Genomic DNA, 3,159 nt, shown 5'->3' with positions numbered 1-3,159 from the left:
GTACAATAAGCAAAATAAGGGCGTATGGGGGATGCCTAGGCTCTCAGAGGCGATGAAAGGCGTGATAAGCTGCGAAAAGTTACGGGGACGAGCACACATCGATTGATCCGTAAATACCTGAATGGGGCAACCCACTATGTTGAAGACATAGTACACCGATAGGTGGGCAAACCCGCTGAACTGAAACATCTAAGTAGGCGGAGGAGAAGAAAACAAAAGTGATTCCGTAAGTAGTGGCGAGCGAACGCGGATTAGCCCAAACCAATGTTGTTACGGCAATGTTGGGGTTGTAGGACCACGACATTTCATGCACAAAGAACCAGAATCTACTGGAAAGTAGAACCAGAGAGGGTGATAGTCCTGTATGGGTAATGAGTGTAATGGATAGTGGTATCCTGAGTAGGGCGGGGCACGTGAAACCCTGTCTGAATTTGGCGGGACCATCCGCTAAGGCTAAATACTCCTGAGAGACCGATAGTGAACCAGTACCGTGAGGGAAAGGTGAAAAGAACCGTGAATAACGGAGTGAAATAGATCCTGAAACCATACGCTTACAAGCGGTCGGAGCCCTTTCGTGGGGTGACGGCGTGCCTTTTGCATAATGAGCCTACGAGTTAACGTTGCTGGCAAGGATAAGTGGTTAAGCCACGGATCCGTAGCGAAAGCGAGTCTGAATAGGGCGCTTTAGTCAGTAGTGTTAGACGCGAAACCGTGTGATCTACCCATGGGCAGGATGAAGCGCTGGTAACACAGTGTGGAGGTCCGAACCGGTTGACGTTGAAAAGTCTTCGGATGACCTGTGGGTAGGGGTGAAAGGCCAATCAAACTCGGAAATAGCTCGTACTCCCCGAAATGCATTTAGGTGCAGCGCACGGCGTAAAGTTATATAGAGGTAGAGCTACTGATTGGATGCGGGGGCTTCACCGCCTACCAATTCCTGACAAACTCCGAATGCTATATAATGTTTCCGTGCAGTGAGGGCTTGGGTGCTAAGGTCCAAGTCCGAGAGGGAAAGAACCCAGACCATCAGCTAAGGTCCCCAAATATATGTTAAGTTGAAAGAACGAGGTTTGTCTGCCCAGACAGCTAGGATGTTGGCTTGGAAGCAGCCATTCATTTAAAGAGTGCGTAACAGCTCACTAGTCGAGCGGACGAGCATGGATAATAATCGGGCATAAACATATTACCGAAGCTATGGATTTGTAATTTATTACAAGTGGTAGGGGAGCATTCTAACAGGGTTGAAGGTGTATCGTAAGGTATGCTGGACTGGTTAGAAAAGAAAATGTAGGCATAAGTAACGATAATGCGGGCGAGAAACCCGCACACCGAAAGACTAAGGTTTCCACAGCTATGCTAATCAGCTGTGGGTTAGTCGGGACCTAAGGCGAACCCGAAAGGGACAGTCGATGGCCAACGGGTTAATATTCCCGTACTACTTATTACTGTGATGGGGTGACGGAGTGATGAAAGCGCCGCGAACTGACGGAATAGTTCGTTGAAGTACCTACCTATAAGCTGCGCAGGCAAATCCACGCGGCTTGGGGAAATACGATAGTACTCGGAGTCTTCGGACAAAGAGATAGTGCGCCTAAGGGCTTCCAAGAAAAACCTCTAAACTTCAGGTAATGAGTACCCGTACCGCAAACCGACACAGGTAGTCGAGGAGAGAATCCTAAGGTGCTCGAGAGATTCATGGCTAAGGAATTAGGCAAAATAGACCCGTAACTTCGGGAGAAGGGTCGCCTCTGAGTAATCAGAGGCCGCAGTGAAGAGGTCCAGGCGACTGTTTATCAAAAACACAGGGCTCTGCAAAATCGTAAGATGAAGTATAGGGCCTGACACCTGCCCGGTGCTGGAAGGTTAAGAGGAGATGTTATCTTCGGAGAAGCATTGAATTGAAGCCCCAGTAAACGGCGGCCGTAACTATAACGGTCCTAAGGTAGCGAAATTCCTTGTCGGGTAAGTTCCGACCTGCACGAATGGTGTAACGATCTGGACACTGTCTCAGCCATGAGCTCGGTGAAATTGTAGTAACGGTGAAGATGCCGTTTACCCGCAGTGGGACGAAAAGACCCTGTGCACCTTTACTATAGCTTAGTATTGACCTTGGATAAATGATGTGTAGGATAGGTTGGAGACTGTGAAGTGGCGTCGCTAGGCGTTGTGGAGTCATTGTTGAAATACAACCCTTTGTTTATCTGAGGCCTAACCCCATAATGTGGGGGACATTGCTTGGTGGGTAGTTTGACTGGGGTGGTCGCCTCCAAAAGAGTAACGGAGGCTTCTAAAGGTTCCCTCAGTACGCTTGGTAACCGTGCGTAGAGTGCAATGGCATAAGGGAGCTTGACTGAGAGACATACAGGTCGATCAGGTACGAAAGTAGAGCATAGTGATCCGGTGGTTCCGCATGGAAGGGCCATCGCTCAAAGGATAAAAGGTACGCCGGGGATAACAGGCTGATCTCCCCCAAGAGCTCATATCGACGGGGGGGTTTGGCACCTCGATGTCGGCTCGTCACATCCTGGGGCTGGAGAAGGTCCCAAGGGTTGGGCTGTTCGCCCATTAAAGTGGCACGCGAGCTGGGTTCAGAACGTCGTGAGACAGTTCGGTCTCTATCTACTGTGGGCGCAAGAAATTTGAGTGGATCTGATTCTAGTACGAGAGGACCGAATTGGACTAACCTCTAGTGTATCTGTTGTCCCGCCAGGGGCACCGCAGAGTAGCTACGTTGGGAAGGGATAAGCGCTGAAAGCATATAAGCGCGAAACCCACCACAAGATGAGATTTCTTTTAAGGGTCGTGGGAGATGACCACGTTGATAGGCTATAGATGTAAAGGCAGTAATGTCATAGTCGAGTAGTACTAATAACCCGTAAGCTTATGTACACCCTTTTCCCCCGATGCAAGTCGGGGGGAGAAACTTTCTAAAATAGTAAATAAAACAAATTTCTTTATCTCAGTATGTTAAGATATTATGTGATTGATTGCTATCTGAAATAGAGAAAATCATTACAATGATTGTCCAAAGCAATTATAACGACTTAAGGTGGTTATTGCGGCGGGGCTCACCTCTTCCCATCCCGAACAGAGTAGTTAAGCCCGCCTGCGCAGATGGTACTGCAGTTATGTGGGAGAGTATGTCGCTGCCTTTTTTTA

Annotated in this window: 2 rRNA genes; both read left to right on the top strand. The window is 48.6% G+C overall.

The annotated features are described in order from the left end of the window. Positions 1-3 precede the first annotated feature (3 nt). A 23S ribosomal RNA gene (locus B0E44_RS08215) occupies positions 4-2,889 on the top strand. Positions 2,890-3,045: 156 nt separating this feature from the next. Then, positions 3,046-3,155: ribosomal RNA gene (rrf, locus tag B0E44_RS08210) — 5S ribosomal RNA — on the top strand. Positions 3,156-3,159 lie beyond the last annotated feature (4 nt).

The sequence above is a fragment of the Flavobacterium sp. A45 genome, assembly GCF_002001005.1.
Lineage (GTDB): Bacteria > Bacteroidota > Bacteroidia > Flavobacteriales > Flavobacteriaceae > Flavobacterium.
This window is presented reverse-complemented; position numbering and strand designations above follow the sequence as displayed.